The organism is Actinoplanes sp. CA-131856, assembly GCF_050956135.1.
Lineage (GTDB): Bacteria > Actinomycetota > Actinomycetes > Mycobacteriales > Micromonosporaceae > Actinoplanes.
Genome location: NZ_CP191849.1, coordinates 5,049,604 through 5,074,714 on the forward strand (window position 1 = coordinate 5,049,604; position 25,111 = coordinate 5,074,714).

Sequence of the window (25,111 nt, forward strand, 5' to 3'; positions counted from 1 at the left end):
TTGATTACCTTCGGTGAGTGTTCGTAACTGTACGACCACGACTCCCGGCAACCCTCGTCCACATCGCCCAATCGGTGTTCGGACAAACGGTCAAACTCCGCTTTACTGTGCGCATGAAACCGACGCGGTACGTTGTGGAGCGGGTCGCCGTGACGAACGCGCAGCTGGCCCAGTGGGAGTCCGACCTCAGCCGTACCGAGCTGAGGCTGAGCGGACTGTGCCCTGAGTGCCGCAAGAAGACGGTCGCCAATCTTCCGCGAAGTGCCGCCGTCCTCGAGGCCAACGCCGGGACGACGTCGAAACAGCTGACCGCCGTCATCGAATGCGCGTGCGAGGAGCCGCATCGCGACCGTCCGGACGGCGTGGTGCCGGGATGCGGGCGGACCTGGCCGGTGGTGGCGAGTTTCGGCGACGGCGGCGCCGTGACGCTCCGGCCCGCGTTCGAACCGGATCGCGTGGAGGCCGCCGAAGCCTTCCGGAAGGTTCAGGAGGGGCAGCTCACCGCCATCCGCGCCGCGGGTGACAAGTGGACCGCGGGCATCGCGGCCCTGATCGGCCTGGCCGGGCTCATCCTGCCGCTCGCCGGCCGTGACGCGATCCGCTCGCTGCTGCCGTGGGCGCAGATCACCGTCGGGCTGCTGTTCGCGGTGGCGTTCGCGGGGGCCGCGACGGCGATCCTGCTGGCCTACCGCGCCGCGCACGGCATGCCGGCCATCCGCCCGGTCGGCGACGACAGCGCACTGCTGGACTGGTATCAGGCGCACCGGGCCCGCGCCCGTACCGCCGCCCGGCACCTGCGGAGGGCCATCCAGGCCGCCCTGGCAACGGTCGTCGCGCTCGCCGCCGCCGTCGGAGTCGTCGTGTTCGGCCCGGTCAAGCCGGCCACGTCGGAACCCGTCCAGATCACGAAGCCGGACGGCTCGGTGGTCTGCGGCGTGTTCCTGACCTCCACCGCGGACGGTCAGATCCGCCTGCGACGAGCCGACGACGGCGAGGTGGCGGCGATCCCTCCGGGCGACATCACCCGCATCAAGCCGGTGAAGGCCTGCTGACCGCCGAGGGCCGCGAAGGCCGTGTCTTACGCCTCCGCCCATGTCCGAGACCCTGGCCGCGATCGCCGTTGTCATCAGCCTTGTCGCCTTGGCCGTCGCGTGGTGGAACGGCAACTCCGCCCGCCGCTCAGCCGACGCGGCGGAGGGGTCCCAGCACGCGGCCGACCGATCAGCCGACGCGGCCTTGAGAGTGGCGGACCTGGAAAGCCAGAGACGGCATGCTGAAACGAGACCGCTCTACAAGATGGAGATCCTCCCCGGCGAAGATCCGATCTTCGAGTATTCCGTGTGGTTGACACTGATCGAGCACGGTCCGGTGCAGGACCTGGTGGTGGAAGTCTTGTCGCCCAACTGCACTTGCTGCCGCGAAGGTCGGCGTAGCGCCCGTTCATCGAGATCGACGTCACCTCTGACGTCCAATAGCGAAACGCCGGCCGATGCGATGCATCGAAGGAGACCTCGACGGCCCCTGAGCAACCGCGATTGTCTCGTCTAGGGCGTTTCCCAGCGGGCCAGCCAGCGGGTCAGGATGGCCTCCAGCGCGGCCGCGTCGGCCGGGGAGAGCTCGTCCAGCAAGCGGCGCTCGTTGCGCATGTGGTCGGTGAAAGCCTGGTCGATCAGCGTGCGGCCCGCCTCCGTCAAGGCCACCACGCGGCCCCGGCCGTCGGTGGTGCTCGGGCGGCGGGTCACCAAGCCGTCGCGTTCCAGGCGGTCGATGCGCTTGGTCATGGCGCCGGTGGTGACCATGGTGTGTGCGGCCAGCTCGCCGGGGGCCCGCTCGTAGGGTGCGCCGGCCCGGCGCAGGGTGGCCAGCACGTCGAAGTCGCCCTCGCCCAGGCCGTAACGCCGGTAGACGACGGTGAGCTGTTCGGTGAGGTGGCCGGCGACCCGGTGCAGGCGGCCGATCACGCCCTGGGGGGTGACGTCGAGGTCGGGGCGTTCGCGGGCCCAGGCTTGCTGGATCCGGGCCACATGGTCGGTAGCTTCCATGGAAGCTATAATACCTTCCGTGGAAGCTACTTGGCGATGGACGGTCATCACGGCGCTCGCGCCGATCGCGTGGGGGACCACCTACTTCGTGACCCACCGCTATCTGCCGGCCGACTACCCGCTCTTCGGCGCGGCCGTCCGCGCGCTGCCGGCGGGGCTCCTGCTGCTGCTCGTGCGGCGCAGGCTGCCGTCCGGATCGTGGTGGTGGAAGTCGCTCGTGCTGGGCACGCTCAACATGGGCGCGTTCTTCGCGCTGGTCTACCTGGCGGCGCAGACGCTGCCGAGCAGCATCGCCTCGACCGTCATGGCGACCTCGCCCGTGGTGCTCATGCTCTTCGCGTGGGCCGCGCTGAGCGAGCGGCCCCGGGGCGCGCACCTGGCCGGCGCGGCGGTCGGGGTGCTGGGCGTCTGCCTGATGCTGTTCACCGGGCCGGTGGCGGTCGACGCGCGGGGCGTTCTCGCGTCGGTGTCGGCCATGGTCATGTCGTCGTTCGGCTACGTCCTGGCCAAGAAGTGGAGCGCCGGCATCGACGTCTTCTCGCTGACCTCGTGGCAGCTGATCGCGGGCGGCGCCATGCTCGTGCCGGCCGCGATGCTGCTGGAGGGGGCGCCGCCGGCCCTGGACGGCGCGGCCGTGCTGGGCTTCGGCTACATCACCGTGATCGCGACCGCCGTCGCCTTCGCGGCCTGGTTCACCGGGCTGCGCCATCTCAGCGCGGGCACGGTCGGACTGGTCGGCCTGCTCAACCCGGCGACCGGGGTGCTGCTCGGCACCGCGCTCGCGGACGAGGCTCTCTCCGCACGGCAGATCGTGGGTCTGATCCTGGTCCTCGCCGGGGTCCTGCTGGGTCAGCCATGGTGGCGGTCGAGGAAGCCGGCGGCGGTGGAGTCGGGCGCGGTGAGGTCCTCGGCCATCCGGACGATCAACTGACTGACCCGCGTGTCCCGGTCGTGGGCGCTGTGGGTGAGGCTGGCCGTGCGGGCGTTCGAGGCGTCGCCGGACCGGATGGCGTCGAGGATCGCGGCGTGCTCGGTGTAGCTGGGGCCGAACTCGCGCGCGCCGCCCGGCGTGGTCCAGGGGGCGGAGACCTTCACCTGCGCCTCGATCGTCCGCAGGAGGGCCGTGATCGTGCGGTTGTGGGCGGCGTTGCGGACGGCGTCGTGGAAGTGGTTGAAGACGCGCCGGATCTCGGCCGGGTCGTCGGTGGCCTGCGACCGGTCGTGCAGGTCCTGCAACCGGGCGAGGTCGATGGGCGTGGCCCGGGTCGCGGCGGCGTAGGCGGCCGACGACTCCAGGATGGCCCGTGTCTCGAAGATGTCGAGGATCTCCTGGTCGCTGCGCGGGCGGACCTCGAAGCCGCGCTTGCCCGAGACGAGCAGGCCGTCCTGTTCGAGCAGGGCGAGGGCTTCCCGCACGGGCGTCCGCGAGACGTTGAACTCCTCGCTGAGCTGCTGGGGGATGAGCGGCGCGCCGTCGCGGTAGTGGCCGTGGGTCAGCCGGTCGAGCACGGCGCGGTAGATCGTGTCACGGGCGTTCGTCATTCCCGCTGCCGCCATTCGGTGAGGGAGCCGTCGTACAGCCGGGGCGCGGGGCGGCCGGCCGCGATGGACGCGTCCAGGAGCGCGGCGTCGTGCTCGCGCAGCCGGTCGACGTCCACCAGCGCCGCCGTCACTTGCGCCGGGCCTTCCACTCGCCGCGCTCGGGACGCCGCAGACCGAGATGCTGCCGGAGCGTGGTGCCTTCGTAAGCCGTACGGAACAAGCCCCGTCCTTGAAGTTCCGGGACGACCTCGGCCACGAACTCGTCGAAGGCGCCCGCGCCGACCGCGACCGGGTCGAGCGCCCACGGCGTGCCGGCCCGGTGCGCGGTCCGGGCCACCGCCCGCAGCGACTCCTCGTCGGTGCTCATCAGCGCGCCCCGGCCGGGAACGTGGTCGTCCAGTCCGAGGCAGCGCCGATGGCCGGGCCGGCCCCGGCCGCCAGCAGCACGTTGGCGCTGAGGTTGGCCACGATGTAGTTCGTCAGGCCGTACACGAACGGCTGTTTCGCGGCGATCCGCGCATAGCCCTCACGGACGTCCGGGTCCTGCCACGTTGCGGTGGTCATACGTCGGCGCTCCCAGCTGCATATAGGCGCATGCAGCCTAGGCCGTCTCTCCAATTTCCTCTAGGGGAGGTAGGGATTATTTCATCGCGATCACGCGCGCCTGCCCGCCGGACCCTTCCTCGTACGGGATCAGCCCCACGAAGACGGTCGCCCCGCGCCGCGGCAGCCGGTCGAGGTTGGCGAGGTTCTCCACGCCGTAACGGTCGGCGCCGGTCAGGGCGAGATGCGTCTCGAAGCCCTCCGACACTCCCGGATCGATGCTGAGCGTGTCGACGCCGAGGCTGCGGATCCGGCGGCGGCTCAGCAGCCACTCGCAGGCGTCGACGCCGAAACCCGGGAAATGCAGCGTGCCCTGGGCGTCGGTGCCCCGATAGGCATCGGCGTCCCCGGCCTTGGCGCCCCAGCCCGAGTGCATGAAGACGGCGGCGCCGTCGGGGATACGGCCGTAGCGGTTCTCGTACGCCTTGAGGTCGTCCACAGTCACCACAGTGTCGGGGTCGTGCCGGGCCCGGCGTGCGATGTCGACGACCACGGCGGGCAGGATCAGCTCATCGGGCCGCAGCTCGGTGGCCGTACGACCGCCGGCGGTGAAATGCGCCGGCGCGTCGACGTGGGTGCCGATGTGCTCGACGGTGGTCCACTCCTGCATGTAGTAACCGTCGCCGGCGATGGTGGCGACGGTCCGGCGCTTGGCCTCCTCGCCGGGTGAGAACGCCGGAAATCCGGTCGTCAGGGGATAGGTGAGGTCGAGGAGGCCGCCGCGCCCGCTCGCCGCGGCCGGCGTGGCCACGGCTACGGAGGCGACGGCCGCCGCCCCACCGAACAGAGCCGCTCGGCGGCTGAGAGTTTGGGTGCACATGGCCTTCATCTTGCCCAGACCGTGGCGCTCTGTGGATGTGTACATGCGTACGCAGCAAGCGGTATGATCGCTTAAACGTGTCAGTTGGGAGCACCGATGGAGAGCATCACGAAGAACCGCCAGTCGCTGGAGACGTTGCGGGCCATGGTCGCCCGGGCGTACGGGCCGGCGCAGGTGCCGGACGGTGACGACTGGGCCGAGGAGATGAGCCACGGCTGGTTCAACGTGGCGTACCGGATCCGGCTCCGCGACGGCTCCGGCGTGGTGGTCAAGATCGCGCCGCCGCCGGCCATCGAGGTGATGACCTACGAGCGGGGCGCGATGGCGATCGAGCTGGCGTCGCTGAAGCTGATCGCCGGGAAGACCAGTGTGCCGGTGCCCCGGGTCGACTTCGCCGATCGCAGTCACGAGCTTGTCGACGCCGACTACTTCTTCATGCCGTACATCGACGCTGACAACTTCGGCATCGTCCGCGAAGGACTTCCGGACGCCGAGGTCTACGACGAGGCGCTCGGCGCCGCCAACCGGGAGCTCAACAGCATCGTCGGCGCCGGATTCGGGCCGCTCGCCGGGCCGTTCGACGCCACCTGGCGGGCCTGCTTCCTCCGCATGATCGGCGACGTCCTGACCGACGGCGAACGCCGTACGGTCGACCTCGGCCACTCCTACGACGAGATCCGGGCGCTCATTGCCGCGAATGAAGACTGCCTGGACGAGGTGACCGAGCCCCGCTTCGTCGAGTGGGATCTGTGGGACAGCAACGTCATGATCCGCGACGGGAAGATCGTGGCGATCATCGACCACGAGCGGGCCTTCTACGGCGACCCGCTGATCGAGGCCGGCTTCACCGCCGTCGACCTGCCCGCGTTCGGCGACCCGGCGGCGTTCATGCGCGGTTACGGCCACGCCGAGCTCACCGCCACCGAACGGCAGCGCCGCAAGCTCTACACCCTCTACCTGATCCTCATCATGATCATCGAGACCGACTACCGGGGCCACACCGACACCAAGCAGTACGACTGGGCCCGCGAGCGCCTGCACGAGGTGATGGCGTTGTTCAAGGCGGGCCGCTGAGCGCGGCCATGCTCGGCAGCCGCCCAGTCGGGCGGCTGCTGTGGCACACCTGCTCCCAGACCACGCTGTCGGTCGGCGTGTACGGGATCTACGCCCTGACCAACGCGTGGTTCGTGGCCCGGGGCGTCGGCGCCGACGCCATGGCGGCGGTCAACCTGGCCGCCCCGGTCCTGCTCGTGCTGGGCGCGGTCTCCACGACTGTCGGCGCGGGCGGCGCGTCCCTGGTCTCGCGCCGCCTCGGCGCGGGCGACGCGGCCGGCGCGGCCCGGGCCACCGGCAACGCGTTCGCCGTCTTCTGGATCACCGCGGTCCTGATCACCACGGCCGGCCTGGTCGGCATCGAGCCGTTGCTGACCGCGCTCGGGGCCGAGGACGCCACCCGCGGCCTGACCCGCGACTACACGATCGTGCTGCTGTGCGGGGCGCTCGTCTCGACCGGTTTCTCCAGCCTGGTCCGGGCCGAGGGCCGGCTGCGGTTCTCCACGATGCTGTGGGTGGTCCCGGTCCTGGTGCAGATCACCCTCGATCCGCTGCTGATCTTCGGCCTCGGCTGGGGTGTGCGCGGCGCCGCCGTGGGCACGGTGGGCGGCCAGGCGGTCTCGGCGGCGATGAGCATCTGGTTCTTCTTCCTCCAGCGCGACCGCCCCTATCGCCTCGGGGCGGCCGACCTGCGCCCGCACGGCCCTACCGTTCGTGCCCTGATCGGCGTGGGCGCCCCGTCGTTCCTGGCCGGTTTCGGCGCGACCCTGCTCGCCGTGCTGGTCAACAACACCCTGTCGGCCGCGGGCGGAGCGGTGGCCCTGGCGGCGTACGCGGTCTGTGCCCGCCTGCAGACCTTCGTGGCCATGCCCCAGCTGGGCATCAGCCAGGGTCTTCAGCCCATCGTCGGCTACAACACGGGCAACGGGCGGCACGACCGGGTGCAGCGCGCCAAGACCCTGTCCCTGCGCGCCACCGTCGTCTACGGGGCCGCGATGGCGGCCGTCGTCGCCGTGTTCGCCGGTCCGCTCGTGGCCCTGTTCCTGCCCGGCGGCGAGACCGCGGCGACCGCCCGGGACGCGCTGCGGATCATCGCCGCCGGTTTCGTCGCGGCCGGAGTCGCCCCGCTCATCTCGGCGTACAGCCAGTCCCTGGGCCGGCCCGCGCTGTCGTACACCATCTCGGTCGGCACCTTGCTCGCCGTCAAGGCGCCGCTCGTGGTGGCGCTCGCCCACACCGGAACGACCGGCGTGTGGGTGGCCCTGGCCCTGGGCGAGATCATCTCGGCGGCGGCCGCCCTGCTCCTGCTGCGACGCCTCAGCGCCGGGCCGCCGCCCTGATCATCTCCGGCCGGAGCTCACTGCAACCCCGTACGGACCGCGGTGATCCGCTTGGTGTTGAAGCCGAGCCAGTTCATCCGGCCCACGTAGCGGGCGTGCTCGACCTTCAGGCAGCGGTCCATGATCACGGTGAGGCCGCCGTCGGTGGCCGTCTGCGCGCCCTCGGGGCTGATCACGCCGAACTGGCACCACAGGGTCTTGGCGCCGATGGCGACGGCGTCCGTGGCGATCTGCGGTACGGCGCTGGGTGCGCGGAAGACGTTCACCACGTCGACCGGCTCGGGGACGTCGTGCAGGCTCTTGTAGCTGGTCTCGCCCAGGATCTCGGGCTCGCGCGGGTTGACCGGGATGACCTTGTAGCCGTGCCGCTTCATGTAATAACCGACGAAGTAGCTGGCCCGCAGCGGGTTGTTCGACAGGCCGACGATCGCGATCGTCTTCGACGTGTGCAGGACGCGCTGGATGTCCTTCACGTCCTGGTACTGCGAGAGATCGGTCATCGCTTCAGCCCTTCGAACGCCTGGGACAGGTCCCAGATGAGGTCGTCGACGGATTCGGTGCCCACCGACAGCCGCACCGTGCCCGGGCCGACGCCGGCCGCGGTCAGCTCCTCGTCGCTGAGCTGGCGGTGCGTCGTGCTGGCGGGGTGGATGATCAGGCTCTTGGCGTCGCCGACGTTGGCCAGGTGGGACCAGAGGGTGACGCCGCGGATCAGGTCCTGGCCGCCGTCGCGGCCGCCGGCCACGTCGAACGAGAACACCGCCCCGGCGCCCTTCGGCAGATATTTCTCGACGAGCGGCGCGTATTTGCTGCCGGGCAGCCCGGGGAAGCTCACGTTCGACGCCAGCGGATGGCCGTCGAGGAACGCCGCGATCCTCAGCGCGTTCGACACGTGCCGCTCCATGCGCAGCGACAGCGTCTCCAGGCCCTGGAGGAACAGGAACGCGTTGAACGGCGACATGGTGCCGCCCAGGTCGCGCAGGGTCTCGGCGCGCAGCTTCATCAGATAGCCGTACTCGCCGAACGTCTCGTGGAACTGCAGGCCGTGATAGGCCGGCGACGGGTCGGCCACCACCGGGAAGCGCCCGTTCGACCAGTTGAACGTGCCCGCCTCGACGACCACGCCGCCGATGCTGGTGCCGTGCCCGCCGATGAACTTGGTCGCCGAGTGGATGACGATGTCGGCGCCCCACTCGATCGGGCGGCACAGATAGGGCGTGGCGAACGTGTTGTCCACGATCAGCGGCAGCTCGTGCTCGTGGGCGATGCCGGCCACCGTCTCCAGGTCGAGCACGTTGCCGCCCGGGTTGCCGATGGTCTCGCCGAAGAACGCCTTGGTGTTGGCCTGCACGGCCTTGCGCCACGCGTCCGGGTCGTCCGGGTCGACCCAGGTCAGCTCCACGTTCATCTTGCGGAGCAGATGCTTGAGCTGGTTGACCGTGCCGCCGTAGAGCGCCGAGGAGGCCACGACGTGGTCGCCCGGCTGGAGCAGGGTGAACAGGGCACCGGCCTGGGCCGCGATGCCGCTGGAGAACGCCACCGCGCCCGAGCCGCCCTCGAGGTTGGCCACCCGCTCCTCGAAGACGGCAGTGGTCGGGTTCATGATGCGGGAGTACGTGTTGCCGTACTCCTGCAAATTGAAGTAGGCCGCCGCCGACTCCGGATCTTCGAAGACGTAGCTCGACGTCTGGAAGATGGGCACCGCGCGGGCGCCCGTGTTGGGGTCGGGGCGCTGCCCGGCGTGCAGCTGCCGGGTCTCGAAGCCGAACTCGTGGGCTTCCTCGATCACTTGGACTCCAGATTCAGAAAGCGGCGGACGATCGGAGTCTGCCGGGCTTCCTCCAGCAGGAAGCAGTCGTGCCCGTACGGGGCGTCGATGACGTGGAACTCGGGTTTCACCGGCAGCGCGGCCGCGATCTCCTCCGACGCCGAGGGCGGATAGAGCCAGTCGGAGCTGAAGGCGATCAGCAGGACGCGGGCTTTGACCCCTTTGACGGCGTCGGCCAGCTCTTTGTGGCCCCGCGAGAGGTCGAAATAGGTCAACGCCCTCGACAGATAGAGGTACGTGTTCGCGTCGAACCGCTTCACGAACGACTCCGCCTGATGGTCGAGGTAGCTCTCGACCTCGAACTCGGGCTGGTCGATCGTGTAGCGGATGTCGTCGGCGAACTGGAGCCGCCGGGCGAACCTTTCCTCGAGGGCGGGCGCCGAGAGATAGGTGATGTGACCGACCATGCGGGCCACGCCCATGCCGCCGTCGGGCTTGCGGCCGGTGCCGTAGTAGTGGCCGCCCTGCCAGGCCGGGTCGCGCCGGATCGACTCGCGGGCGATCGCGTTCCAGGCGATGCCCTGCGGATGCAACCCGTGCGTGGAGGCGATCACCACGATCGAGTCGACCTGATCGGGGTATTCGACCGCCCATTGGAGCGCCTGCATGCCGCCCAGGGATCCGCCCGCGACCGAGGCCAGCCGCTCGATGCCGAGCTCGTCGAGGAACGCCCGCTGGCACCGAACCATGTCGGCCACGGTGATGACGGGAAAGTCGGACCCGTACGGCTCACCGGTCTCCGGATTTACCGACGACGGCCCGGTGCTGCCGCGGCAGCCGCCGAGCAGGTTGGTCGAGACGACGAAATAGTGGTCGGTGTCGAACGCCTTCCCGGGCCCGATCATGCCGTCCCACCAGCCCAGAGCCTTGCCCTGGGAACCGTCGCGGCTCTCCGCGGCGAAGCCGTCGCGGGTGCTCGCGGCCGGGGCGGTTGTCGAATATCCGGCAGCGTGAGCGTCTCCACTCAGGGCGTGACAGACGAGAATGACGTTGTCACGCTTCTCGGACAGGGTGCCGTACGTCTCGTACGCCACCCGGACCTCGCGCAGCTCACGGCCGCTGTCCAGCGGCAGAGACCCCGGTAGATCCAAGAACTGTGTTTCGACGGTCAAGGGCCTCACCATGCGGGAGATGCTATCTATACGCCGTCTGCGCAGGCCAGTATGTTTGTCGGGAATCCCTATCGGGATTATATTGAAAGGGGCAATTCGATCATGACGGTTGTCGACAACGGTGTGAACGTGCAGGCGCTGCTCGAGGCGCGCGAGGCGCTCAAGGGCGCCCCCGAGGCGGCCCAGTTCACCTGGCGCGCCACCTCCAAGTGGGAGAAGGGCGTGCACAGCACCGCCACCGTGCAGAAGTTCTTCGGCCTCGGCCAGGAGCAGACCCACAAGAAGGAGTCGGTCTTCTCGGCCGACCACCCCGAGGTCTTCGCGGCCGAGGACAACGGCATCACCCCGATCGAATACCTGCTCGTCGGCCTGGCCAGCTGCCTGACGGCCGGCGTGGCCTCGGTCGCGCAGAACCGCGGCATCCAGGTCCGCTCGATCGAGTCGACGGTCGAGGGCGCCCACGACATCCGCGGCATCCTCGGCGCCGACAGCGACGTCCGCAACGGCTTCAACGACGTCAAGGTCACCTTCAACATCGACGCCGACGCCTCCAAGGAGGAGATCGAGGCCCTGGTCGCCCAGTCGCAGAAGCGCTCGGCGGTCTACGACGCCCTGACCAACCCGACGAACGTCACCGTCGAAGTCGCCTGAGGCGGGCCGAATCATCGAACGCGTCACCACGGTCGTCGTCGGCGCCGGCCATGCCGGCCTGGCGGCGAGCCACTTCCTCACCGGCCGCTCGGTCGATCACGTCGTCCTGGAACGGGGCGAGGTGGCCAACTCGTGGCGGCGCGAACGCTGGGACTCGCTGCGCCTGCTCACCCCGAACTGGCTGAGCCGCCTGCCCGGCCTCGACTACGACGGTCCCGATCCGGACGGCTACATGACGTCGGGCGAGGTGGCGTCCCTGGTGGCGCGCTTCGCCCGCGTCATCGACGCCCCCGTGCGCACGTCGACTCAGGTGCTCTCGGTGCGCCCGACCGGCGACGGCTACCAGATCTCCACCAGCCAGGGCGACCTGCAGTGCCGGTCCGTCGTCATCGCCAGCGGCGCTTGCAACGTCGCGACAACCCCTTCCTTCCGTACGGCTGTGCCGGCCACCGTGACGCAGATGACGCCGCTCGACTATCGAGGCCCGTCCGCCCTGCCCGACGGCGGCGTGCTGGTGGTCGGCGCCTCGGCCACCGGCGTGCAGTTGGCGGCCGAGATCCAGCGTTCCGGCCGCCCGGTGGTCCTGTCGGTGGGCGAGCACGTCCGGCTCCCGAGGCTGCACCGCGACCGCGACGTCCTGTGGTGGATGGACGCCTCGGGCGTGTGGGACCAGCGCTGGGACGAGGTGGACGACCTGAACCGGGCCCGCCGCCTGCCGTCACCGCAGCTGGTCGGCAGCCCCACTCGTGACACGCTCGACCTGAACACCTTGACCGGCCTCGGCGTCGAGATGGTCGGCCGCCTGGCCGCCGTCCGCGACGGGGTGGCCTTGTTCTCGGGCGGCCTGCGCAACGTGTGTTCGTTGGCCGACCTGAAGATGAAGCGCCTGCTGACGGGCTTCGACGAGTGGGCCGGCGTGACCGATCCGGTGGATTTCGAGCCCACGGCGGTCCCGGCCTCGACCCGATTGAAGCTCGACCTGACCAGCGGCGAGATCTCCACCATCGTCTGGGCCACAGGTTTCCGCCCCGACTACAGCTGGCTGGACGTCCCCGTCGTCGACGACAAGGGGCGTCTGCGCCACGAGGGCGGCGTGGTCGACGCTCCCGGCCTCTACGCCCTGGGGTTGCCGATGCTGCGCCGCCGCCGCTCATCATTCATCAACGGCATAGAGGACGACGCCCGCGCGGTCATCGACCACCTGGCCAAGGACCTCACCGATCGTTGATGGACGGCCGCCTGCAGGGTTCGCGATCACGGCCGGTGTCACGGTGCGGTCGTGGACGTCGGCGGTCATCATGAAGCATGACCATCGGCGCGGGCGGTCGGCGACGGCGGACCACGACGGTCCTCGTGGTGTCCCTGCTCGGGTTCGCCGTTTCGGTCGGGGTGGTGCTGGTCGTCCTGGTGCGCAGCCGGGGAACGGCTCTGTCCACGGCTGACTCCCTGGCCAGCGTCACGTCCGCCTTCCTCGGCGCCGCGGCGCTGGCTGCCTCGATCGTCACGGTGGTGCTCGGCCGCCGAGCCGCGCCCAGCCACGGTGATCTGAGCATCCTCTACGGAAACGCGGCGACCACCCTGGCGTTGCGGTCGGCCGCTCGAGTGCAGAACGAGCTGAGTTCTCGACGGCTGCTGTCGGCCCCGATCGCCGTGCACTGGGAGAACAGCGCCGCCCGGGCCGAATCGTCATCCGGGACGACCGAGCCGCTCGACGCCGGCGGCGTGCTCGACCTGTCGGCGGGGGCCCTACCGGCCGCCCCGCTGGCCGCGACCTTTCGCCGGATGCCGGAAGGCCGGCTGGTCATCAGGGGAGCGCCCGGCTCCGGCAAGACAGTTCTGGCCATGTTGTTCACTCAGGCCGCATTGGACGATCGGCGCCGGTCGTCAGCGGCCGAAACCGACGGGAACGCCGCGGCCGCACCGGAGCCCGTCCCGGTGTTCCTGTCCCTCGGGTCCTGGCGGCCGGACGAGTACAGCGTGCGCACGTGGGTGACACGGCAGATCTACGAGTCGGCGCCCGAGCTGGCCGATGCCCGGCGCAACGGCGAGGCCGCCGTCGAGTGGCTGTTCGACCAGGCCGCGCTGGTGCTGGTGCTGGACGGGCTCGACGAGATAGCGGACACGCTGCGGGACGAGGCTTTGCGGCTGCTCGGCGATGCCGCCGGGGTGTACGGCCTGCGTATGGTGATCACGTGCCGGGACACCGAGTACCGGGCGCTGCTCCGTGCGGGCCGGCGACTGCCGATGGCCTCGGAGATCACCATCGGCCCGGTCGCCGGGGCCGAGGCGATGGCGTTTCTGGCCGGGGACTCAGGTCGGGACCGGATTCGATGGTCGCGGGTCGACGATGCCCTCCGGAATCGGCCGGAGGGTCCGTTGGCCGCAGCCCTGTCGACCCCGCTCATGATCTTCCTGGCGCGCAGCGCGTACCGCTCACCCGGCCGCGACCCGGGCGAGCTGCTGTCGTTCCGCACCGGCGAAGAGATCGAAAGCCATCTGCTGAGCCAGTTCCTGCCCACGGTATATCCCGATCCGGAGAGCGCGGCGAAGGCGACCCGATGGCTCGGGACGATGGCGCGTCATCTGCAGAAGCGCCTTCACCAACCGGTGCTCGCATGGTGGGAGCTCGCACAGATCGCGCCGACGCAGATGATCGCCATTCCGATCGGAGCGGTGACCGTGTGCGTGTCCGCCGCGGCCGGATGTCTGGTGCGGCCCTTCCCCGAATCGCGGCTGGTGAATTTCTGGATCTTCGTCTCGTTCGGCCTCGCTTTCGGTGTCCTCGCCGCCCTCTTGGCGATCCGGGGCGTCAAGTGCCGGCCGTGGACGCCTGGTGGCCCCGGGGTGGCCCCCGCCATCCTGGCCACCGCCGCCCGCGATGCCCTGGCAGCGTCCGTGGCGCTCACCGCGGGCAGCTATTTCATCCCCAAGTGGGACTTGAACAGCGACTGGGACAATCTCACCTACGCGCGCAACGCCACGACGGCCGCGGCCGTGGCCGCCGCGATCAGCCTGACCGTGAGCGCGCTCAGCCTCTGGCGCTCGACGATCCCGGCTCGTCCCGCGTGGCAGCCGTCCGCCCTGATCCCGCGGCTGGCTTCGGCGCTCGGCCTCGGCCTGCTGCTGGGTGGGCCGATCGGCCTGCTGGTGGCGCTGGTCGGCGGTCTGAACCAGGCGCACGACGAGTTCGGGGTCAGCATCTGGGACTCGGTCACCCACGCGGGCGCCGCGACCGGAATCTGGACCGCGCTGGCGATCGCGACGGCGGTGGGCGTTCCGGTCGGCGTCGGACGATGGCTGGCCATGCCGGCGGACGAGGGTGCTGCGGTCTCCGCCCGTACCGTTCTGCGAGCCGACCGCACCATCTCGCTGACGATCGCCGCCTGCGCCGGGATCTCCGCCGCCACGGCGTGCGCCTATCTCGCCACACTCGATGTCGGGCTCTTCCAGTTCGCGGACTACACGCTGCGGTCCCCGGTCCCGGCCGGCGTCCTCGGCGGGCTCGCGGTGTTCGTGGCGGTGCTCATCGGCGGGGGCTCGCCGTGGGCCACGTTCGCCGTGAGCCGGTCATGGTTGTCCGCGTGCGGCCGGCTGCCGTGGCACACCATCGCCTTCCTGGAGGACGCGCACGCCCGTGGTGTGCTCCGCCGATCAGGCGCGTCGTATCAGTTCCGCCACGACCGCCTGGAGCGTCACCTCGCCGAGCTCTTCCCCCCGGACCCCAAATCGCCCGAGTTTCCCGAATCCCGGGAGTACGCCGACGTGGCGGAGCTGCGTGACGAGCAGCGGACCCAGCGGGCGTACCGGATCGGTGCGACGATCGCCGCGGTGGTCCTGGTTCCCGCGACCGCGGGCGTGGTGCTGCTGCCCGGCATCCGCGACGGGGTGTCGCGGCACGCTGCCAAACAGCTGCATCTGGCGGCCCGCCAGCTGACCTACCGCGCCGACGCCGTGCACCGCGCGGCGCCGGACGACGCGCTGCGACTGCGCATCGCGGCCGCCGAGATCGACCCCGAACCGAGCGCCGCCGAGGAGCTGACCGCTTTTCTGAGGATGCGAGCAGACGGTGACAACACCGAGTGGGCGCACACCGCCGGCCTGACCTGGATGGGCGACTGGATCATCGCGCTGACCGTGACCGGGTCGGTGGACGGCTGGCTTCTGAGCGCCGCGGCCCCGGCACGCAGGCACATCGTCGACGAGGTGGAGCACATCACTTCGACGTCGAGCGATCGCTTTGCCGCGTTGACCTTCCGGAACGGTGACATGCAACTGCTGGACATCGCCGGCGGCACCCCGCGCATCGCGGATCTCCGGCTCGACCACGGCATCTCCGTGCTCGACGCGAACGACCGATACGTCGTGACGAAGTCGCCCGGCGGCGAGGGCTGGCTCTGGGACGTGGACGATGTCCTGCGGCGCCCCCGGCCACTGGGGTCCGACATCGTGGACGCCCGCCTCGGCCGGTCCGGCCGGTGGGCCGCGGTGCGCAAGGCCGACGGCACCATGGAAGCTGTCGACATGATCGGCGACCAGGGATCCGTCGGCCTCGGTCCCTTCGACGACGAGACGAACGACCTCGAGTTCAGGGGTGCTGCTGCCGTGGTGGCCTTCGAGGACAGAAGTCGTGGCGTCGACGAGCGGGAGGATTGGTACGAGTTCTGGGATCTCGACAGCTCGCCCCCGCGCAAGGTGGCCCGAACGCCGGAGGAGAGCGACGGTGACCTGGCCCTGGACGGCAAATGGCTCGCCGTGACCGACGACGCCGGGGTCGGCACCCTTCACGACCTGCGGGGGGCCGAACCGCGGATCATCGACCTGGGCACACAGATCCGCGAGGTCCAGCCGACGCGGGGACGATTTCTCGTCATCGTCCGAGAGAATCTGTCCGTCGAATACTGGGATCTCCGCGGCGAGACTCCGGAGATCCACCGTCTGCCGGTCCGTGCCCTGGGCCAGACGGTGAAGTCCGATGATGCCGAACGCCGGCTGCTTGTCGTCGACGACGCCGGGCGCGCCGCCTATTACCGCATGGAGGAGAGCCCTCCCCAGCGAGTCCAGATCGGCGAGGGCGGCGCCGCCGATGCCACCTGGGCGGACGAGAATCACGTCTCGATCGACCGCACCGATGGCCTGACCGAGCAGTGGGAGCTCACCAGCGCCGGGGCCCGTCTGATCTCCCGGACACCGACGCGGATGCAAGGACCGACGGTCCGCACGGTGGAGTCGCCGTACCACTACACGAGCGACAACAACCGGTGGGGACTGTTCCTCACGGGCTACTCGGGGCCCTACCTCTCGGGTCCCGGTCTCATGATGGTCATGAAGAGCTGGGATCCGCTGCCGGAGGGCCCGTCCGACGCGCACGAGGCGGCGTGCCGGATCGTCAACCACCAGGCGCTGTCGAGAGACCGCTGGAAGCATCTGGCGGCGAATATCGGGTACCACCGTATCTGTGCTGCTGGAAGCGGCTAGGGGGCCGCCGTCGGGCGGGCCGGGAATTTCCCTCCCTGGCCTTTCGTTCTGCCGGTGCGCCACGAAAGGGGACAGCACGAATGAGCACGATGAATCTGACCAAGGAGACCTTTCAGCAGACGGTGACCGGGGACGGGATCGTGCTGGTCGACTGGTGGGCCGACTGGTGTGCGCCCTGCCGTAGCTTCGCTCCCGTCTACGAGAAGGCCAGCGAGCAGCACCCGGAGATCGTCTTCGCCAAGGTGGACACCGAGGCCGAGGAGCGGCTGTCGGCCATCGCCGGCATCTCGTCGATACCCACCCTGATGGTCTTCCGGGACGGGGTCATGGTCTTCTCGGAGCCGGGCGCCCTGCCGGGGGCGGCCCTCGAGAAGGTCATCACGGCCGTTCAGGAGCTGGACATGGATGAGGTCCGGGCCAAGCTCGACGCCGCGTCGCAAGCTTGATCGGGCTCGGCATCGACATCGGCACCACGAACACCAAGGTCGCGCTGGTCGACGACGGCCGGGTGCGGGCCGTCGCGTCCGCGCCCACACCGGAACCGGGGGAGCTCAAGGGGACGCTCGCCGGGCTGATCGACCGGGTGCTTCAAGGGCGGGCCGCGCCGGACGCGGTCGGCATCGCCTCGATGGCCGAGACCGGGGTGCCGCTCGACGCGTCCGGGGAGCCTCTCGGGGCGTGGCTGCGGTGGCATGAACAGGAAGCGGGAGCGGCGGCGGACGCCCTGGCCCGGCGGCTCGGGCGGGAGCAGCTGATCGGGGCCACCGGCGTGCGGCCCAGCGCCAAGGTCCCGCTGGCCAAGCTGGCCTGGCTGCGGGCGCATCGGCCGTCGGTGTGGAAGGCGATGGCGGCGTGGTCGGGCGCGGCTGACCTGGCCTGTCTTCAGATCACCGGCCGGCTCGCGACCGATCACACCCTCGCCGGGCGCAGCATGGCCTACCGGCTTCCCGCGGCGGGGGAGGCGCTCGCGCGGGCTTTCGACGCGGATCTGCTGGCCGAGGTCGGCCTTCGTCCCTCGCACCTTCCGGCGGTGATCGCCCCCGGTGAGGTCGCGGGCGTGGTTCGCGACCCGGTCTTCGTGTCCTGCGGCCTCCGGGCCGGCACGCCGGTCGTGGTGGCGGGGCACGATCATCAAGTGGGCGCGTACGCCTGTGGGGTGCGCACGCCCGGCGACGTGGCCGACTCGGTCGGCACGGCTGAGGCGATCATGACGGTGGCCGGCGGTCACCCGTCTCCCGTCGAGGCCGGCCGGGCCGGGATGAGTGTCGTGCTCACCGTCGAGGGCGGGCACCGGGCCCTCCTCGCCGGCTCCGCCAGCGCGGGCGCCGCGATCGCCTGGTGGCGGGAGAACGAGGGAGACGCCTTTGCCGGGGTGGCCTCGCTCGGGGACGAGCCGACCGGTGTCATCGTGTTGCCCTACCTCGCGGGACGGCAGACGCCCTCGCCCGATCCCGCCGCCCGCCCGCGGGTGGTGGGGCGGCGGCCGGAGCATCACCCCGCCCAGCTGGCCAAGGCGCTGCTGGAAGGGCTCAGCCTGCACGCGCGCTGGATGCTGACCGAGCAGCTGCGCCTGGCGGCCCGGCCGGAGCTCCGCGTGACCGGTGGGCCGGAGCCGGCTGTCTACCTCTTCGGTGGCCCGGTCGCGGTCAACCCGGACTGGGTGCGCGTCAAAGCCCGCACCCTCGCGGGCGGCGTCCGTGTCGTTCGCGAACCGGAGACGGTGGCCGCCGGCGCGGCCCTGCTCGCCCTGGCCCGCGCCGGGCATGGAGCGGCGCCCGCCCTGGCCTCGGAGGCCGTGGCGGGTGGGGGCGGCTCGTACGACGCGATGTTCGAGCGCTTCGTCGCCGAGGCGCGGGCGTGAGACAGTCAGGCGCCCAGCTGCTCCAAGGCTGTGTCCCGGTCGGGATAGCTGTGGAAGGCGCGGTCCAGGCGCATGGTGTGCAGGACCGTCTGCACGAAGGGTGACGGCGCCACCAGGGCGAACGTCGCCCCGTGCTGGCGGGCCTCCTGACGGGCCCGGACCAGCAGGCCCAGGGCGGCCGAGTCGATGAACTTCGCGGCGTGCAGGTCGACCACCACGTGGGGGTGGTCGGCGGCCGCCCGCATCAGGTCGTCGCGCAGGTGGTCGGCCAGGGTGGCGTCCAGGTCGGTCAAGGGCGTCACCACCGCCGTGTCGCCCAGCGTCCGCACGTAGTAGGAGGGGCCGTGGGCCGGTGGTGTCGTCATCGCGAGTACCGCCGGTCCGCCGTCCCGGCCACCAGGGCGATGCCGCCACCCGCGAAGACGACCTGCATGACCACCTCCACCGGGGCGACGCCCGACGTGTCCACGCCGGCGAAGCGGGCCACGACCGTGGCGAAGACGGCCGCGCCCACGGCCACGGCCACCGGCACCCAGAACGGGACGCCCCGGGTCGCGGGGACGAGCCAGCGGGCGCCGGCGCCCAGCGCGGCGCCGACCAGCAGAGCGGTCACGAGGCTGCTGACGGTCATGAGCGGGACGCCGGCCGGGCCGGTGACAGCATGGCGGCCACGCTCACACCCGAGAACATCACGACCAGGACGCCGATGATGACGTTGTTCCAGGCCACGGCCGGGTGGTGGCCGTATCCGAGCACGAACGGCGCCGCCACCAGCCAGGCGCCGAGCAGCGTCAGCATCACGCCGAGCGCGGCCGTCCGCCTCGGCCTCAGCAGCCGCAACAGGCCCAGGACGGCGACCGCGGTGCCCGTCGCGATGTCGCTCGTGGCCGCATAGGCCGAAAGGTCGGGGGCGAACAGAGGCGTCAGCGCGATCCACACCCCGGCCAGAACCGTGAAAACGCTGGTGGCTGTCATGTCATCCACGGTGACCGACGTATTTGACGGTTCCATGACAAGGTCACAGATCCTTGGGTACGAACGTGCCGCTGCCGCCGCGACCGGGCATCATGCGGGTATGACCTCCGTGCTGCTGATCGAGGACGACGACCGGATCCGGCTGTCGCTGAGCCTGGCCCTGGAGGACGAGGGATACACCGCGCACGCCGTCGCCACCGCCGAGGACGGGCTGGCCGAGCAGCGGCGGGTCGGCGCCGAGACGGTGCTGGTCGACCTGATGCTGCCGGGCATGGACGGGTTCGAGTGCATCCGCCGGCTGCGCCGCGACGACGACGTGCCGATCGTGGTGATCAGCGCCCGGGACGACACGCACGACATCGTGGCCGCGCTCGAGGCGGGCGCCGACGACTATCTGGTCAAGCCGGTGGCGGTCAAGGAGCTGGCGGCGCGGCTGCGGGCGCTGCGCCGGCGCGGGCGGGCGCCCTCGCCGTCGGCGCCGGCCACGCGGACGCTCGCCTTCGGCGATCTGGAGCTGAGACCCGAGGCCGGAGAGGTACGCCTCCACGGGGCCGAGGTGCGCGTGACACGCACCGAGTTCCGGCTGCTCTGCGAGCTCGCCGACCACCCGGGCCAGGTGCTGTCCCGCCAGCAGCTGCTCCAGCGCGTCTGGGGCTACGAGGTCGGCGACGAGCGCCTGGTCGACGTGCACGTAGGGCGGCTCCGCCACAAGATCGAGGATGTGCCCGGCACGCCCCGCCACCTGGTGACCGTGCGCGGGCTCGGCTACAAGCTCCAGCCGTGAGGCGGGCCGGTCTCCGGACCCGGGTCAGCGCCGCGTTCGCCGTGGGAGCGCTCGCCCTGTCCGTGTGTGTGACCGTGGTGTCGTACGAGCTGACCCGCAGCACTTTGTTCCGCGAGCGGGAGCGGACGGCCGTGCGGGCCGCCTACTTCGACGCCGCGCTGGTCGACGCGAGCCTGCGCGGCGGCGCCTCGAACGTGGCCGACGTGCTGGGCTCGCTCGACGCCGGCGGCGACCGCTACGTGATGGTGCAGCGGGCCGGGCGCTGGTATTCGCGCACCGCCGACACCGACGCCCACGCCGCCGTGCCGGCCGCGTTGCAGGAGATGGCGGCCGGGGGCGAGGCGGCGGCACAGCGCATCCGCCGCGACGGGACGCCGGCCCTGGTCATCGCGGTGCCGCTCGACGCCGACACGGTGTTCTACGAGATCGTGGCCCAGCGCGAGCTGGAACGGACCCTCCAGGTGCTGGCGCTGGTCCTGGCCGCCGTCGCGATCATGATGGCGGCCGGCGGGGCCGCGGTCGGCTGGTACGTCACCCGGCACGCCCTGCGGCCGCTGGGCGCGGTGGCCGACGCGGCCCGCGGCATCGCCGACGGCGATCTGGGAACCCGGCTCGACCCGGAGACCGAGCCCGACCTGGCCGCCCTGGCCGCGTCGTTCAATCACATGGCCGACGAGCTGGAGCGGCGGATGCGGCGCGACCGGCGGTTCGCGGCCGACGTGAGCCACGAGCTGCGCTCACCGTTGCAGACCCTCGCGGCGGCGGTCAGCGTGGTCGACCGCCGCAGGGACGGCCTGGACGAGCGGTCGGCGGCGGCCGTCGGGCTCATCGTGGCCGAGGTGAACCGGTTCCAGGAGCTGGTCGGCGACCTGCTGGAGCTGGCCCGCAGCGATCAGCCGGTGAGCCGGGAGCCGACCGACATCGTGGCGCTGGCCGAGCGGGTCGTGCGGGCACACGGCCTGGACCCGGGCATGGTGGAGAGCGAGGACCCGGGGGAGTGGCGGGTGGACGCGCGGCGGGTGGAACAGACGCTGGGCAATCTGATCGAGAACGCCGTCCGGTACGGCGGTGGGCCTGTCGCCGTACGAGTGGGAAAGGGTTTTCTGGAAGTGGACGACGCCGGGCCGGGCGTTCCGGAGGACCTGCGGGCGACGATCTTCGACCGTTTCGTGCGGGGACCGGCGGCCGGGGCGCGCGGTGCCGGGGACGGCACCGGGCTGGGGCTGGCCATCGTGGCCGAGCACGCGGCGGCGCACGGCGGGTCGGCCTCGGTCGGTGAGCGGCCCGGCGGGGGCGCGCGGTTCCGCGTGGAGCTGCCGTGAAGCCCGTACGGAAATGGGGAATGCTTTTGGGGGTTGCCCTCGCGGCGTCGTGCGGGGTGCCGGCCGAGGACTCGCCGCATCCGGTCGAGCTGCCCCGGGCGCCGTTGAACAGTTCCGGGGCCCCGGCGGTGCCACCGGCCGGTGAGGTGGCATCTGTGCTGTGCCTGGTGCGTGACGACCGGCTCGTGCAGTCGGTGCGGCGGGCCCCGGCCTATCCGAGCGTGCAGCAGCAGATGAACGACCTGGTGACCGGGCCGACGGCGCAGGAGAGCGGTAGCGGGCTGTCGACGGCGCTGGCCGGGCTCACGGTGACCGCGACGGCCGGGCCGGGCCCGCGGGTGACGGTCGAGGTGTCCGAGGGCGAGGCCCGCAAGGACGACATCCTGGCGTACGGGCAGATGGTGTGCACTTTGACCGCGCGCCCCGATGTCGCCGCCGTGGCGTTCACGCGGGAGGGGCGGGTGCTGGAAGTGCCCCGCGCCGACGGGACGCTGACCGAGGGGCCGCTGACCTCGGAGGACTACGCGGCGCTGGTCGCACCCGCTTGACGCGTGAGGGGCGTTCGCGTCCGGGCGCCCGCATCGGTACGCCCGGACGCGAACCGGAGTGGGGTTCCGTCCCGCACACCATGCTGCGCGCCGGACATGACCATTTACCCGCCGCCGTATGACAGTTGTGTGACGCTCAAGCCGGCTGGGTGCGGCGGCCGGCCTGGTCGATGATCTCGTCGATCACCTGGGTCCAGACGGCCGCGGGCGGGAACTCGTGACCGACGCCCTCGAGCCAGACCAGCCGCGAGCCGGGGATCTCGGCCCGCAGGGCCCTGGCGTGGGCGCCGGGCAGGAACTGGTCGAGGGTGCCGTGCAGGATCAGCGTGGGCACGGTGATCTCGCCCAGCCGGTGCCGCACGGAGGGGCCGCCGGCGCAGCAGTAGTGGTTGGTCTGGGACGCGGTCATGTCCTGCGTCCGGTCGAAGATCCGTTCGGCCAGCCGGCGCAGATGGGGATCCTCGGCGGTGAACGGCCCACCGAGCTGCCGGGCCGTCGCCACCATGCTCCGGACGCTCGAACGGCGGTCGGTCCAGTCGCTCTCGCCGGATCCGCCGGTGTCCCCCAAGGGCAGATCGTCGTCGCCGGGGCCGGGCGAGGAGGACATCAGCACCAGCGACAGGACCCGGTGGGGACGCTCGACCGCGAGGCGCTGGGCGATCAGGCCACCCATGGAAAGACCGACGAGATGAGCTTGATGGACGCCCAGAGCGTCGAGCACACCCAGCGCGTCATGAGCCAGGTCCACATCGGAGTACGGCGGGGCGCCGGCCGGGAAGGACGTCGACCGCCCGGTGTCGCGATGGTCGTACCGGATCACGAACCGCCCGCCGGCCGCGAGGCGGCGGCAGAACTCGTCCTCCCACCAGTCCATCGAACTGGCGGCGCCGGCGATGAGGAGCAGGGCGGGGTCGCCCGGCTCGCCGAACGTCTCCACACACAGCTCGATGCCGTCGACCGGCATCATCGTCTCGGTCACCACCCGCCCATTGTCGGCCATCGGACTTCACGGGCAGGTTAAAAATCGATCACTCATGGCTGTCTTTTTCGGTGTCCGGGCCTGTTCCGGGCCCGGACACCGGCCCGCTCAGCGTTCCGCGGCCACTGCGGCGGTGCGCGCCTGAGCCCGCACGACCCGCAGCGAGACGCCGGTCAGCGCGATGGCGATCACGAAGAGTGAGAGATGGAGGTACGGGTTGGCGATCGGCACGAAGCCGATGATCGCCACCGGGATCTGCACGACGGCGATCAGGCCGGCCAGCCACCAGCGGTTCCCGCCGCTCCACAGCAGGGCGGTCCAGATCGGCGCCGACACCACGACCAGCGTCAACGCGTCGAGGAGGGCGTGCATGTAGGTGTTGTGCACGGCGTTGTGGGCGAAGGCCTGCGCGGGCGAGGCGATCCACAGACCGGCGAGGACGAGGGCGAGTACGGCGGCGGCACGACGCATGGGGGTCCTCCAGCGTGTTGAGACCGTTGCTCTGAGTCATTTACGGTACGGACGGCGCGTCAGCCCCGTAAAGCCCCGGCGACGAAGTCGAACCCTTCGGGTATGCACCGCGACCAATATCCGAAGTTGTGCCGCCCCGGCCCCGTGATCATCCGGGCCGGCCGTTCGGGCAGCTCAGCGGCGAGATCCTGCACGTCGTCGAGAAGACCGTCGTCCTCGCCGCACCACAGGCCGACCGGTGTGCCACGAAGATGACTGACTGACGTGAATACCTCATCTCCTTTTCGCACGGCCGGCGAGAAGGCGGCGACGGCCTTGGCGAAACCGGGGAAGGCCTCGGCGAGGAGAAGGGAACCGTAGCCGCCCATCGACCAGCCCCACAGGGCGACGCGGGAGGTGTCGAAGCCGCGCGCGGCGCACCACCGGGGGAGTTCCTCGTGGACCATCCGCTGCGGGTCGTCGCCCTTGTCGGGCCGCCAGAAGAGGCGGTCGCCGGTGGCGCCGGCCAGGACGAACGGAGGCGCGCCCCGGCGTACGGCGTCGGTGAGGAAACGGCCCAGGCCCAGCCCGGGGAAATCGGCGGCGGTCTTGGAGCCGCCGTGCAGGATCAGGCAGACGGGCAGGCCGCGGCCGTCGCCGTGGCCCGCGGGCACGGCGGTGTAGAAATCGACCAGCCGGCCCCGGGCCCGGGAGTCGCGCCGGATCAGGCGCTCGTCGCCCACGGGAGCGTGCGGGACCACGGGCTCCGGATCACCCGATCGGCTACGGTAACCGGCCAATCCGGCAACTGCTGCGACTGTCGCCCCAATGCCTACGAATGTTCGTCGTCTCATCGCCACCCACAACGGTGATCGCCCACATTGCGTCACGTTCATAGGCTCACGATGTGCGCAGCGTCCTCCCCGTCCCCTCGCTCGATCCCCGCCGGCTGCGGCGGGCGGGTGTGGTGCTGGTCGCATTGGTGCTGCTGCTGAGCGGGTTCGGGCCGGCGCGGGCCGCCACGGCGTCCGCACGGGTGATGACGCGGACGCTCATGCTCGCGCGCGACGCCGACCGGCCGTTGCCGACCACGGTCTGGTATCCGTCGCCGCTCACCGGCCGGCACCCGCTGATCCTGTTCAGTCACGGGCTGGGCGGGATGCCGTCCGACTTCGCGCCGTTGATCGCGGGCTGGGCCGAGGCTGGTTACGTGGTGGCGGCACCGGCCTATCCGCACACGAACCGCCGGGTCCGCCTCGTGCGAGCGGACGTGCGGTCGCAGCCCGCGGACGCCCTCTACGTCGCCGATCAGGTGCGGCGCCTGGCCGGCGTGCCCGGCGACGCGTTCTTCGGCCACCTCGACACGTCGCGCTGGGCGGCGGTCGGGTTCTCGGCCGGTGGTACGACGACACTCGGCCTCTTCGGCCCCCACCACGACCCGCGGCTGCGGGCGGGCGTCTCGGTCGCCGGCCGGGAAGCGCCGTTCGGGTTCGGTGGTCGTCCGGCCCCGTTGCTCTTCGTGCACGGCTCCCGTGACCAAGTGGTGCCCCTGGCCGCCGCCCGCCGGGCTTACGGTGCCGACCCGTGGCCGAAACGCTTCGTCACCGTCCGCCACGCCGGTCACGGTGAGTATCTGCGTCCCGGTAACTCTTCGTACGTCCGGATCTCCGGTCTGATTCTCGCCTTCCTGGCGGCCCAGCTGCCCGTGTCCCCGAGTTGAGGGTTT

29 protein-coding genes are annotated in these 25,111 nt (G+C 71.0%); 14 read left to right on the forward strand and 15 right to left on the reverse strand.

All coding sequences use genetic code 11. From position 1 onward, the window contains the following. Window positions 1–113 precede the first annotated feature (113 nt). Together ACQP2X_RS23325 and ACQP2X_RS23330 are read left to right on the forward strand one after the other, a co-directional pair. Complete coding sequence (locus tag ACQP2X_RS23325; protein ID WP_498700213.1) at window positions 114–1,052, forward strand: hypothetical protein; 939 nt, start codon at window positions 114–116, stop codon at window positions 1,050–1,052. Window positions 1,053–1,092: 40 nt separating this feature from the next. Continuing rightward, the gene (locus ACQP2X_RS23330) at window positions 1,093–1,548 is read left to right on the forward strand and encodes a hypothetical protein (RefSeq protein WP_498700215.1); all 456 of its coding nucleotides are present in this window, start codon (window positions 1,093–1,095) and stop codon (window positions 1,546–1,548) included. On the opposite strand, the gene ACQP2X_RS23335 is transcribed toward ACQP2X_RS23330, so the two are convergent. Then, window positions 1,545–2,042, reverse strand: coding sequence for a MarR family winged helix-turn-helix transcriptional regulator (locus tag ACQP2X_RS23335; RefSeq protein WP_498700217.1), 498 nt, complete (start codon window positions 2,040–2,042; stop codon window positions 1,545–1,547). The genes ACQP2X_RS23330 and ACQP2X_RS23335 overlap by 4 nt on opposite strands. A 19-nt stretch (window positions 2,043–2,061) precedes the next feature. On the opposite strand from ACQP2X_RS23335, the gene ACQP2X_RS23340 reads away from it, so the two are divergent. Beyond that, window positions 2,062–2,973, forward strand: coding sequence for a DMT family transporter (locus tag ACQP2X_RS23340; RefSeq protein WP_498700219.1), 912 nt, complete (start codon window positions 2,062–2,064; stop codon window positions 2,971–2,973). On the opposite strand, the gene ACQP2X_RS23345 is transcribed toward ACQP2X_RS23340, so the two are convergent. From ACQP2X_RS23345 to ACQP2X_RS23365, 5 genes are all read right to left on the reverse strand, one after another. After that, the gene (locus tag ACQP2X_RS23345) at window positions 2,892–3,584 is read right to left on the reverse strand and encodes a GntR family transcriptional regulator (protein ID WP_498700221.1); all 693 of its coding nucleotides are present in this window, start codon (window positions 3,582–3,584) and stop codon (window positions 2,892–2,894) included. The genes ACQP2X_RS23340 and ACQP2X_RS23345 overlap by 82 nt on opposite strands. Beyond that, window positions 3,581–3,715 carry a hypothetical protein gene (locus ACQP2X_RS23350; protein WP_498700222.1) on the reverse strand — a complete coding sequence of 45 codons (135 nt, stop codon included), beginning with the start codon at window positions 3,713–3,715 and terminating at the stop codon, window positions 3,581–3,583. The genes ACQP2X_RS23345 and ACQP2X_RS23350 overlap by 4 nt, the downstream gene beginning before the upstream one ends. Then, window positions 3,712–3,951, reverse strand: a complete 240-nt coding sequence (locus ACQP2X_RS23355; RefSeq protein ID WP_498700224.1) for a hypothetical protein — start codon at window positions 3,949–3,951, stop codon at window positions 3,712–3,714. Before ACQP2X_RS23355 ends, ACQP2X_RS23350 begins: the two co-directional genes overlap by 4 nt. Then, entirely contained in the window at window positions 3,951–4,148 is a 198-nt protein-coding gene (locus tag ACQP2X_RS23360) for a hydroxyethylthiazole kinase (RefSeq protein WP_498700226.1), read from the reverse strand. Before ACQP2X_RS23360 ends, ACQP2X_RS23355 begins: the two co-directional genes overlap by 1 nt. 76 nt (window positions 4,149–4,224) lie before the next feature. Further along, complete coding sequence (locus tag ACQP2X_RS23365; RefSeq protein WP_498700228.1) at window positions 4,225–5,007, reverse strand: cyclase family protein; 783 nt, start codon at window positions 5,005–5,007, stop codon at window positions 4,225–4,227. 96 nt (window positions 5,008–5,103) lie between these two features. On the opposite strand from ACQP2X_RS23365, the gene ACQP2X_RS23370 reads away from it, so the two are divergent. Together ACQP2X_RS23370 and ACQP2X_RS23375 are read left to right on the forward strand one after the other, a co-directional pair. After that, window positions 5,104–6,081 carry a phosphotransferase family protein gene (locus tag ACQP2X_RS23370; RefSeq protein ID WP_498700230.1) on the forward strand — a complete coding sequence of 326 codons (978 nt, stop codon included), beginning with the start codon at window positions 5,104–5,106 and terminating at the stop codon, window positions 6,079–6,081. 8 nt (window positions 6,082–6,089) lie between these two features. Next, on the forward strand, window positions 6,090–7,400 hold the full coding sequence (locus ACQP2X_RS23375) for an MATE family efflux transporter (RefSeq protein WP_498700231.1): 1,311 nt from the start codon (window positions 6,090–6,092) through the stop codon (window positions 7,398–7,400). A 17-nt stretch (window positions 7,401–7,417) separates the two neighbouring features. Here the strand turns inward: ACQP2X_RS23375 and ACQP2X_RS23380 are convergent, their stop codons facing one another. The 3 genes from ACQP2X_RS23380 to metX are packed head-to-tail and all read right to left on the reverse strand — an operon-like array spanning window position 7,418 to window position 10,352. Continuing rightward, window positions 7,418–7,900 (reverse strand): CoA-binding protein, encoded by a 483-nt coding sequence (locus ACQP2X_RS23380; RefSeq protein WP_498700233.1) that lies wholly within the window; start codon window positions 7,898–7,900, stop codon window positions 7,418–7,420. Further along, window positions 7,897–9,189 (reverse strand): O-acetylhomoserine aminocarboxypropyltransferase/cysteine synthase family protein, encoded by a 1,293-nt coding sequence (locus ACQP2X_RS23385; RefSeq protein WP_498700235.1) that lies wholly within the window; start codon window positions 9,187–9,189, stop codon window positions 7,897–7,899. Before ACQP2X_RS23385 ends, ACQP2X_RS23380 begins: the two co-directional genes overlap by 4 nt. Then, complete coding sequence (metX, locus tag ACQP2X_RS23390; RefSeq protein ID WP_498700236.1) at window positions 9,186–10,352, reverse strand: homoserine O-acetyltransferase MetX; 1,167 nt, start codon at window positions 10,350–10,352, stop codon at window positions 9,186–9,188. Before metX ends, ACQP2X_RS23385 begins: the two co-directional genes overlap by 4 nt. Before the next feature lie 90 nt (window positions 10,353–10,442). Between metX and ACQP2X_RS23395 the strand changes: the two genes are divergently transcribed. From ACQP2X_RS23395 to ACQP2X_RS23415, 5 genes are all read left to right on the forward strand, one after another. Further along, window positions 10,443–10,991 (forward strand): OsmC family protein, encoded by a 549-nt coding sequence (locus ACQP2X_RS23395; protein ID WP_498700237.1) that lies wholly within the window; start codon window positions 10,443–10,445, stop codon window positions 10,989–10,991. Between the two features lie 58 nt (window positions 10,992–11,049). After that, window positions 11,050–12,219 carry an NAD(P)-binding domain-containing protein gene (locus tag ACQP2X_RS23400; protein ID WP_498701013.1) on the forward strand — a complete coding sequence of 390 codons (1,170 nt, stop codon included), beginning with the start codon at window positions 11,050–11,052 and terminating at the stop codon, window positions 12,217–12,219. A 77-nt stretch (window positions 12,220–12,296) separates the two neighbouring features. After that, window positions 12,297–16,466: an NACHT domain-containing protein gene (locus ACQP2X_RS23405; protein WP_498700238.1), complete on the forward strand. Its 4,170-nt coding sequence runs from the start codon at window positions 12,297–12,299 to the stop codon at window positions 16,464–16,466. Window positions 16,467–16,546: 80 nt separating this feature from the next. Then, entirely contained in the window at window positions 16,547–16,912 is a 366-nt protein-coding gene (locus ACQP2X_RS23410; protein WP_498700240.1) for a thioredoxin family protein, read from the forward strand. Then, complete coding sequence (locus ACQP2X_RS23415) at window positions 16,909–18,327, forward strand: FGGY-family carbohydrate kinase (protein WP_498700241.1); 1,419 nt, start codon at window positions 16,909–16,911, stop codon at window positions 18,325–18,327. The genes ACQP2X_RS23410 and ACQP2X_RS23415 overlap by 4 nt, the downstream gene beginning before the upstream one ends. Window positions 18,328–18,332: 5 nt before the next feature. Here the strand turns inward: ACQP2X_RS23415 and ACQP2X_RS23420 are convergent, their stop codons facing one another. From ACQP2X_RS23420 to ACQP2X_RS23430, 3 genes are read right to left on the reverse strand one after another with little or no spacing between them, the layout of a single operon-like run. Then, the gene (locus ACQP2X_RS23420; RefSeq protein ID WP_498700243.1) at window positions 18,333–18,692 is read right to left on the reverse strand and encodes an STAS domain-containing protein; all 360 of its coding nucleotides are present in this window, start codon (window positions 18,690–18,692) and stop codon (window positions 18,333–18,335) included. After that, a complete protein-coding gene (locus ACQP2X_RS23425) occupies window positions 18,689–18,958 on the reverse strand; it encodes a GlsB/YeaQ/YmgE family stress response membrane protein (RefSeq protein ID WP_498700245.1) in 270 nt (89 codons plus the stop codon). Before ACQP2X_RS23425 ends, ACQP2X_RS23420 begins: the two co-directional genes overlap by 4 nt. Beyond that, window positions 18,955–19,302, reverse strand: a complete 348-nt coding sequence (locus ACQP2X_RS23430; protein WP_498700246.1) for an SPW repeat domain-containing protein — start codon at window positions 19,300–19,302, stop codon at window positions 18,955–18,957. Before ACQP2X_RS23430 ends, ACQP2X_RS23425 begins: the two co-directional genes overlap by 4 nt. 100 nt (window positions 19,303–19,402) lie before the next feature. Between ACQP2X_RS23430 and ACQP2X_RS23435 the strand changes: the two genes are divergently transcribed. The 3 genes from ACQP2X_RS23435 to ACQP2X_RS23445 are packed head-to-tail and all read left to right on the forward strand — an operon-like array spanning window position 19,403 to window position 21,956. After that, window positions 19,403–20,086, forward strand: coding sequence for a response regulator transcription factor (locus ACQP2X_RS23435; RefSeq protein ID WP_498700249.1), 684 nt, complete (start codon window positions 19,403–19,405; stop codon window positions 20,084–20,086). Continuing rightward, a complete protein-coding gene (locus tag ACQP2X_RS23440) occupies window positions 20,083–21,408 on the forward strand; it encodes a sensor histidine kinase (RefSeq protein WP_498700251.1) in 1,326 nt (441 codons plus the stop codon). Before ACQP2X_RS23435 ends, ACQP2X_RS23440 begins: the two co-directional genes overlap by 4 nt. A gap of 20 nt (window positions 21,409–21,428) precedes the next feature. Further along, window positions 21,429–21,956 carry a GerMN domain-containing protein gene (locus tag ACQP2X_RS23445; protein ID WP_498700254.1) on the forward strand — a complete coding sequence of 176 codons (528 nt, stop codon included), beginning with the start codon at window positions 21,429–21,431 and terminating at the stop codon, window positions 21,954–21,956. A 136-nt stretch (window positions 21,957–22,092) separates the two neighbouring features. Here the strand turns inward: ACQP2X_RS23445 and ACQP2X_RS23450 are convergent, their stop codons facing one another. From ACQP2X_RS23450 to ACQP2X_RS23460, 3 genes are all read right to left on the reverse strand, one after another. After that, the gene (locus tag ACQP2X_RS23450; RefSeq protein WP_498700256.1) at window positions 22,093–22,938 is read right to left on the reverse strand and encodes an alpha/beta fold hydrolase; all 846 of its coding nucleotides are present in this window, start codon (window positions 22,936–22,938) and stop codon (window positions 22,093–22,095) included. A gap of 105 nt (window positions 22,939–23,043) precedes the next feature. Beyond that, window positions 23,044–23,406: a hypothetical protein gene (locus ACQP2X_RS23455; protein WP_498700258.1), complete on the reverse strand. Its 363-nt coding sequence runs from the start codon at window positions 23,404–23,406 to the stop codon at window positions 23,044–23,046. Window positions 23,407–23,465: 59 nt separating this feature from the next. Then, entirely contained in the window at window positions 23,466–24,146 is a 681-nt protein-coding gene (locus ACQP2X_RS23460; RefSeq protein WP_498700259.1) for an alpha/beta hydrolase-fold protein, read from the reverse strand. Between the two features lie 146 nt (window positions 24,147–24,292). Between ACQP2X_RS23460 and ACQP2X_RS23465 the strand changes: the two genes are divergently transcribed. Then, the gene (locus ACQP2X_RS23465; protein ID WP_498700261.1) at window positions 24,293–25,105 is read left to right on the forward strand and encodes an alpha/beta hydrolase family protein; all 813 of its coding nucleotides are present in this window, start codon (window positions 24,293–24,295) and stop codon (window positions 25,103–25,105) included. Window positions 25,106–25,111: the final 6 nt, after the last annotated feature.

Excerpts from the sequence above, each read along its gene's own strand:
- ACQP2X_RS23360 (WP_498700226.1), bottom strand. The coding sequence starts at position 4,148 with ATGACCACCGCAACGTGGCAGGACCCGGACGTCCGTGAGGGCTATGCG.
- ACQP2X_RS23410 (WP_498700240.1), top strand. The coding sequence starts at position 16,547 with ATGAGCACGATGAATCTGACCAAGGAGACCTTTCAGCAGACGGTGACC.
- ACQP2X_RS23430 (WP_498700246.1), bottom strand. The coding sequence starts at position 19,302 with ATGACAGCCACCAGCGTTTTCACGGTTCTGGCCGGGGTGTGGATCGCG.
- ACQP2X_RS23330 (WP_498700215.1), top strand. The coding sequence starts at position 1,093 with ATGTCCGAGACCCTGGCCGCGATCGCCGTTGTCATCAGCCTTGTCGCC.
- ACQP2X_RS23420 (WP_498700243.1), bottom strand. The coding sequence starts at position 18,692 with ATGACGACACCACCGGCCCACGGCCCCTCCTACTACGTGCGGACGCTG.
- ACQP2X_RS23345 (WP_498700221.1), bottom strand. The coding sequence starts at position 3,584 with ATGACGAACGCCCGTGACACGATCTACCGCGCCGTGCTCGACCGGCTG.
- ACQP2X_RS23380 (WP_498700233.1), bottom strand. The coding sequence starts at position 7,900 with ATGACCGATCTCTCGCAGTACCAGGACGTGAAGGACATCCAGCGCGTC.
- ACQP2X_RS23445 (WP_498700254.1), top strand. The coding sequence starts at position 21,429 with ATGCTTTTGGGGGTTGCCCTCGCGGCGTCGTGCGGGGTGCCGGCCGAG.
- ACQP2X_RS23370 (WP_498700230.1), top strand. The coding sequence starts at position 5,104 with ATGGAGAGCATCACGAAGAACCGCCAGTCGCTGGAGACGTTGCGGGCC.
- ACQP2X_RS23395 (WP_498700237.1), top strand. The coding sequence starts at position 10,443 with ATGACGGTTGTCGACAACGGTGTGAACGTGCAGGCGCTGCTCGAGGCG.
- ACQP2X_RS23455 (WP_498700258.1), bottom strand. The coding sequence starts at position 23,406 with ATGCGTCGTGCCGCCGCCGTACTCGCCCTCGTCCTCGCCGGTCTGTGG.
- ACQP2X_RS23365 (WP_498700228.1), bottom strand. The coding sequence starts at position 5,007 with ATGTGCACCCAAACTCTCAGCCGCCGAGCGGCTCTGTTCGGTGGGGCG.
- ACQP2X_RS23425 (WP_498700245.1), bottom strand. The coding sequence starts at position 18,958 with ATGACCGTCAGCAGCCTCGTGACCGCTCTGCTGGTCGGCGCCGCGCTG.
- ACQP2X_RS23405 (WP_498700238.1), top strand. The coding sequence starts at position 12,297 with ATGACCATCGGCGCGGGCGGTCGGCGACGGCGGACCACGACGGTCCTC.
- ACQP2X_RS23335 (WP_498700217.1), bottom strand. The coding sequence starts at position 2,042 with ATGGAAGCTACCGACCATGTGGCCCGGATCCAGCAAGCCTGGGCCCGC.
- ACQP2X_RS23435 (WP_498700249.1), top strand. The coding sequence starts at position 19,403 with ATGACCTCCGTGCTGCTGATCGAGGACGACGACCGGATCCGGCTGTCG.
- ACQP2X_RS23355 (WP_498700224.1), bottom strand. The coding sequence starts at position 3,951 with ATGAGCACCGACGAGGAGTCGCTGCGGGCGGTGGCCCGGACCGCGCAC.
- ACQP2X_RS23375 (WP_498700231.1), top strand. The coding sequence starts at position 6,090 with ATGCTCGGCAGCCGCCCAGTCGGGCGGCTGCTGTGGCACACCTGCTCC.
- ACQP2X_RS23325 (WP_498700213.1), top strand. The coding sequence starts at position 114 with ATGAAACCGACGCGGTACGTTGTGGAGCGGGTCGCCGTGACGAACGCG.
- metX (WP_498700236.1), bottom strand. The coding sequence starts at position 10,352 with ATGGTGAGGCCCTTGACCGTCGAAACACAGTTCTTGGATCTACCGGGG.